Below are 6487 nucleotides of genomic sequence, written 5' to 3' on the forward strand. Positions count from 1 at the left end.
GTGCGTCCTAAGTGGTTGGTGCTATCGCATTACTCACGTACCGCCAGCACGAACGGTCCGATCTGACGCAGCGTCCACCCTTCGCTGAATGCGCTGGCATGGAAGCTGACCGGGCGGAACCGGACATTGGGGTCGTTGGGGTAGATGTCCTCGGAGATCCGGTAGGAGAAGGAGTCGATCTCACCGCTGCCGTCGTCCTCGAGCTGGCCGCGCAGCAGCAGGGCGTCCGGCGAACGCCAGCCCCGGTCGCGGTCCGCGGCGTCCATCGCCTCGCGCAGTTCGGCCGGGTCGTCGATCTGCGTCCACCGCTCGATCTCGGCATTGCGCTCCTCGTACTCACCCAACGGGTTGGCGTAGTGCGAGGAGATCGCCTGGAAGACCGGGTAGGATTTGTAGGCCACGAAGCTCTGTTCGTCGGTGAGGACGACGGTGTCCGCCGGATTGTCGCCGCGCAGTTCACGGATCGCGGCGTCCACCTCGCCGAAGTAGACCGTCGAGTCCGCCGGGAGCGTGTCGCCACGCTCGGCGTCGCCGTCGGTGTCGGTGTACGCCAGGTCGATCTCGTCACGCAGGTGCAGTGGCACGGATACGGCGTACACGGCGGTGGCGAACACCAGCAGGATGCCGAGCACCGCGGTGACCTGCGGCGCACGCTGCGGGGTGACGAGGGCGGGGTAGGCCTTCGCCACGCCCGAGCGGCGCAGCTGCTCCAGGGCGAGGACGCCGCCGGTGACGAGGAACAGGGAGATCGGCAGTTCCATGCGGAAGCCGAGCAGTGTCGTCCCGCGCAGCGGCATGATCATCGACAGCACCACCCAGGCGTAGGCCACGACCAGTCCGGAGAGCAGGCACTGCACGGTGCGGTCCCGGAAGTTCAGCACCATCCACACGATGCAGACCAGGGACAGGGCACCGACGACCGAGAACTCGAAGAACGGGGTCGGCAGTTCGGTGCCGATCTCCGGGAGGTAGTGCTGGGCGCGACCGGTGGAACCGTGGGAGGAGGTCAGCAGGGCGTAGAAGTAGGGACCCCAGCCGATCAGGGCGATGATGCCGGAGCCGACGCCCACGGTCACCAGGCGCAGCAGCGGCGGCCAGGGGGAGGTGCCGGCGTCGGTGCGGCGTCCCCGCCAGGCCTGCCAGGCGATGACGAGGGCGACGAGCGTGACGGACGCCGCGGAGATTCCGGTGTAGAGGGTGTAGAGGTTCGCCGAGAGGCCGAGGTAGATGATGAGCCCGGCGATGGCGGCACGGGAACCGCGCATCGCACGTCCCGCGATCGCCGCGGCGGCGGGCATGCCGAGGGCGACGACGGCACCGTAGGGCTCCTCGGGGGCGACGTAGAGGAGGGTGACGGTCGTCGCCGAGGCGATGATGGCGGCCAGCGGCAGGGAGCCGGTGATCCGGTGCCACACGGGTACCAGGACGGACGCCGCCACCGCGAGGGTGATCAGGGCCCAGGGCTGGAAGGCGGCCCAGCCGGAGAGACCGGCGAGCTTCGCGAACATCCCGCCGGTGAGGAACCAGAGGCGCGGGTAGAAGCTCGGCATGTCCGGGTAGGCCATGTCGCCGAAGCCGGGGTCCTCGGTCATCCGGGTGAGGAACTGGGTGCGGAACGCCTGGTCGACGCTGATGCCGCCGAGGTAGAGGCGGGTCGCTGCCAGGGGGATGCCGATCAGGGCGATGACCAGGGCGGCGGGGGCGAGCCAGCAGACGAGGGTGCTGAGGATGCTCTTCCACCGGGGTGTTTCTGTGCCCTTGGTGCCCTGGGTGCTTTGCTTCCGCGGGTGGAGCATCCGGTAGATCACCAGGCCGAGGACCGCGAGCACGAGGATCGCCCCGGCGCTGGCGAGCGCCTTGGTGACGTTCGAGTTGGAGAACGCGGGCAGGTGGGTGCGGGCCAGGACGATCCACGCCGCCAGCGTCATCAGCGCAGCGAGGACGCCGGCCCCGATGACCTGACCCACGAAGTTCAGGGCGCCGGGCCGGGGTGCGCCGGCCGGCGTGGTCGCCGGGGTGCTCTCCGTGGCACTGTCCGGGACGGTGTCCGTATCACTGCCCGGGGGATTCGACGCGCTGGTGGGGGCGGAGTCTGTCATGGTCGTGATTGTTCCACACCGGGCTGTGCCGCCGGGGTAGGGGCGCAGTCCGGCTCAGTACCTCAGTAGGTCAGTGACCCCGCGGGTTGCGCAGGATGCCCCGGATACCGGAGTGGAAACCGTCACGCAGGTGGATGCGCTGGTTCTCCGAGAGGGTGACCTCGTGGAGGGTCTGGCAGGCGAACTGCACGAGCGGCTGGTTGATGGCCTGGGGAAGGCCACCGCCGGAGAGGGTGTGGACGTCCTCGCGCTGGCCGGGGGTCGCGGCGTGCTCGTACCACCACACCGCGTACTGCTGGCCGACGTCGAACGGGCTCTGTTCCCCCGCGCTCTGCCAGACCTCGGTGGGCAGCGGCACATAGCGGCTGCGCACCCGACGCCGCGGCGCCATCATCGACGGATTGGGGCGGGCCGCCGGGGTGTCGTCGGCGCACTCCGGGGCACCACCCGGGGTCAGCGGGGCGGGTGCGGGCTGCTCCGCGTCAGGCGCCGCGCCCTGGGCTCCGGACGCTGCTTCAGCCGCCACCTCGGACGCCGCATCGGCCGCTGCTGCGGCCTCCGTCGCGGTCTCCGGGACCGGCTTGTCAGCGACCTCGGCGACCGGTTCCTTCACCGTGTCGCTCTGCTCTGCCTCTGCGACCTCGGTGTGCCCGGTGTTCTCAGTGCTCTCCACCGGCGCGGGTGCGGCCGGATGCCGCTTTCTCCTGCGCAGGTCAGGCACTACTGAGGTGCCGCTGAGGTCCTCGACGGGCTGGGCGTCCCCCAGGGGCTTGTACTGCGCCTGGCTCTCCGGTGCGGGTTCGGTGGTGGAGACCGGGGCATCCGGCACGTCCTCGGCGTCCTCGGCGTCCTCGTTCTCCCGGGTGGGGCAGAAGACGGCGGCAGGTAGCGGACCTTCGAGGATCTGCAGGCGCATGCAGTCGCGGAAGTCCTCGCGCGGGTCGAGGATGGTGGTGGAGTCGCAGGCGAAGCGCAGGTTGGAGGACATGGAGTCCCAGCCGAATCCGTAGAGGTGCACACGCACGCCGGCGTCCACGGCCTCCTCGACACCGGGGATCATGTCGGCGTCGCCGGAGACCAGGATGATATCGCTGCAGGTGCCGGTGAGGGAGGCCTTCACCATGTCGGCGACCAGGCGGGTGTCGACGGCCTTCTGGGTGCGCCGGTCGCCCCATTCGATGAGCTGGCCGGCGCGCAGCTGCACACCGGGCTCGGAGCGCAGTGCCCGCTGGTAGCGGTGGGGGCCGGAATCGGGGATGCCGTCATACCAGTTCTGCCGGTGCACCGGCTGGTCAAGCTGGTTGACGGCCATCCGTTGGATGACGCTGACCACCTCAGGGAGGTCTATCTCCAACTGTGATCTCGCCCCGGTCTCCCAGGAGTTGTAGAAGCTCGCCAGGAGGTAGGAGGTGTCCACGAAAACAAGGGTTCGCTCAAGCATGACTGTCAGTCCTCAATCACAGTTATCGGAAAATGTGTAGGCCCCAGTGTGCCCCAAGGGGGACAGGACAGGGGGAGCGCCGGTGCTCGGGACCCTTGTCACAGGCACCGGTCCCGGTTTAGGTTCGTTACTAGAGTAACTAACCAACTCACCATTACCAGGACGCAACGAGGACGCGCCGGGAAGGACGGGCATGGACGAGACCACCGCGCCGCTGTTCCGGCAGATCGCCGACCTTGTCGAGGACGCCGTCGTCGACGGTTCCCTCGCCGAGGGCGACCGTGCGCCGTCGACGAATGAACTGGCGTCCTTCCACTCCATCAATCCGGCGACCGCCCGCAAGGGCCTGCAGCTGCTGGTGGACCGCGGGATCCTCGCGAAACGCCGTGGCCTGGGCATGTTCGTCGAACCGGGGGCCCGTGACCGGGTTCTGCACCGCCGCCGCGAGGCCTTCGCCACCGACTACCTCACCCCCCTCATCGACGAGGCCCGCTCGCTCGGACTGACCCGTGCCGATCTCCACGACCTGGTCGAACGCACCGCAGAAAGCAGAGGACTGGAACCATGACCCTCACAACCATGACCGCTTTCCATCTCCACGACGTCACGAAGAAGTTCGGCCGCACCACCGCGCTGGACGCCGTCACCTGCGATATTCCGCTCGGCCATGTCCACGGACTCATCGGCCGCAACGGCGCCGGAAAGACAACACTGCTCCGGACACTCGCCGGGCAGATCCGGGTCAGCGGCACACTGACGCTCGGTGACGCATCCGGGGCGGCATCCCAGGTGTGGGACAACCCCGGCGTCCTCGACCATCTCGTCCTCGCCGGCGCGGACGTCCCCTACCCGTCCGACATGTCCGTCCGGACGCTCATGGACATTGCCGCCGCCCGGTGGACCACCTGGGACGAACCCTTCGCCACGGATCTGGTCGACCGCTTCGGCGTGGACCCGAAAGCCCGGTTCTCCACACTGTCCCGCGGACAGAAGACCCTGGCCAGCCTGGTGATCGGGCTGGGCCTTCCGCGCGCAGGTCACGCTGCTCGACGGGCCCTACCTGGGCCTCGACGTCCAGAACCGCGACCTCCTCTACAGCGTCCTGCTCGACGAGATCACCGACGACCCGACGCGCACCTGGATCATCTCCAACCACCACGTGGAGGACGCCGCCCTGCTCCTCGATTCCGTCATCGTCCTCGACGGCGGTCGGGTGACCGAGGTCTGCCCGGTCGATGACCTCACCCGCGGCACCGCAGTGGTCGAAGGGGCATCGGCGGCGGTGGCCTCCCTCCTGGAGGACGGGCAGTTTCCTGTTCTCCGGGAGGACGCCGCGGCCGGCCGGCGTCGCGTCACCCTGGCGACCTCCGTGGAGGACGCCGGCCTCGACGCCTGTGCTCGTGACCTGGGCCTCCGGCTCAGTGAACCGGATCTGGAGCACGCGGTGCTGGCGCGGGGAGGCGAGCGGTGATGACATCCATGAGGGAGAAAAACCTCCTGCCGTGGCGGACCCATCTGCGCATCTGCCGGAGCTCCGTGCTCTCGCACCGGATGTACCTGGTCTAGGCGCTGCTGTTCGCGGTGCTGGTCATCATCGTGGGGGAGTGAAGGTGTCTGGTTCCGTATCGCCGCAGTCTTTCTCGTGACATCGTTGCAGACCGGACTGATGACGGCAGCGGCACTGACCGGTGAGCAGCTCCGGGCTTTCGGACTTGTGGTGGCAGACCAACGACGGCACCGCATCACCCTGATCCTCATCACACTTGTCGTCTGCGTGATCTCGTTCAGGGTGGACGCTGTGGTGATCGCTCTCACGGGACGATTTCCCTGGTGGAGCCTCGGTGTAGCGGCACTGCTGTCACTCGCTGCGCTCGTCCTCCGGGTGATCCCGTCCGGAGCCAGTGGTGATGACAGGGATCTGAGCCAGTCGGTGCCGGGCCGCACGCTCACTGCAACTGCGGTCAGCAGTGGACTTCTCGTGGACGCGGTGCGCCGACAGTTCTTCCGGGTAGTGAAGACTGTTGCTGTGCTTGTACTGGTCCAGATGATGGTGCGCATCCTGCTCCCGGGGATCGCCGGGACCGTGATGTCCGCCCTGATGATGGTGCTCGGGATGACCGCTATCGCGACTGGGGCAGCGCTGTCGGGCACGCTGACCTCGGTGATGGTCTTCGGCGGGTCGCGGAAACAATGGTCACGGACTGTTCTGCGGGATGGTTCGCTACTCCCACTGGTCGGCCTGCTCGGGGCTGCCGTGGCGATGGGCATGGAGAAGGTGTTCGTCGATTGGCTGGGATGGGCGGATCCCAGCCTGCTGGGTCAGGCCGACGGGATCTCTGACGTGGTGTTCATCCTCCTGGCCGGGACGGCACGTGGAGTGATCGTGCTCCTGGTGGCTATGTTGTCCACGCTGGTCGACCGGGTCCTTCCCGGGTGGGCATCGATCATCGCGCTCATGGTCGGGGATGAGGCGGTTGTCGGACTGATGTACCTGGTGTGGCCCGCGGGAGCTGACGCCTGGGTCCGGGACTGGTGGGCGCTGACAGGAGGATTGACGGTCTGCGTGGTCGGTGGCATCGGGCTGCCGCCGATGCTGACCCAGCTGGTGTCGAGGTGCTCCATGCGGGAGTGCAACGACATGGCGGCCTGGTACGGATTCAGACGCAGGACGCTGTCCAGGCATGAACGTGGCTGTCACCTGCAGGTTTGTCGTGGTGGGGGCCGCTGTGTAGATTATGTCGAGTCAGCGCGACCGATACCGCCGGTCACACACCCGAGAGGGTGACGGACTGTAGCGGTGGACAACGGCGCTGGGAGATGTACGAGACATCAGGTAACAGATCGTTTACCTGGCGGACATCCTGGGTTTGCGCCTGCATGCCGGATGTTGTACAGTTTCGATCACAGCCGCTTCGGAGCTCGCCTGAACAAGGGTGAGTGATTCGTT

Annotated in this window: 6 protein-coding genes; 4 read left to right on the forward strand and 2 right to left on the reverse strand. The window is 67.6% G+C overall.

Features of this window, described 5'->3' with window-relative positions:
* Positions 1-29: 29 nt before the first annotated feature.
* Positions 30-2099, reverse strand: a complete 2070-nt coding sequence (locus CVA01_RS11000) for a galactan 5-O-arabinofuranosyltransferase (RefSeq protein WP_141330738.1) — start codon at positions 2097-2099, stop codon at positions 30-32.
* 70 nt (positions 2100-2169) lie between these two features.
* Positions 2170-3540, reverse strand: a complete 1371-nt coding sequence (locus CVA01_RS11005) for an NYN domain-containing protein (RefSeq protein ID WP_141330740.1) — start codon at positions 3538-3540, stop codon at positions 2170-2172.
* Positions 3541-3733: 193 nt separating this feature from the next.
* On the opposite strand from CVA01_RS11005, the gene CVA01_RS11010 reads away from it, so the two are divergent.
* The 4 genes from CVA01_RS11010 (at position 3734) to CVA01_RS11020 (ending at position 6325) form a co-directional block, all read left to right on the forward strand.
* Entirely contained in the window at positions 3734-4108 is a 375-nt protein-coding gene (locus tag CVA01_RS11010; RefSeq protein WP_014011348.1) for a GntR family transcriptional regulator, read from the forward strand.
* Entirely contained in the window at positions 4105-4779 is a 675-nt protein-coding gene (locus CVA01_RS11015; RefSeq protein ID WP_218024577.1) for an ATP-binding cassette domain-containing protein, read from the forward strand. Before CVA01_RS11010 ends, CVA01_RS11015 begins: the two co-directional genes overlap by 4 nt.
* The gene (locus tag CVA01_RS15090; RefSeq protein ID WP_014011346.1) at positions 4700-5011 is read left to right on the forward strand and encodes a hypothetical protein; all 312 of its coding nucleotides are present in this window, start codon (positions 4700-4702) and stop codon (positions 5009-5011) included. Before CVA01_RS11015 ends, CVA01_RS15090 begins: the two co-directional genes overlap by 80 nt.
* A 195-nt stretch (positions 5012-5206) precedes the next feature.
* Complete coding sequence (locus CVA01_RS11020) at positions 5207-6325, forward strand: hypothetical protein (RefSeq protein ID WP_141330742.1); 1119 nt, start codon at positions 5207-5209, stop codon at positions 6323-6325.
* The last annotated feature ends 162 nt before the right edge of the window (positions 6326-6487 follow it).

The organism is Corynebacterium variabile (genome assembly GCF_006539825.1).
GTDB lineage: Bacteria > Actinomycetota > Actinomycetes > Mycobacteriales > Mycobacteriaceae > Corynebacterium > Corynebacterium variabile.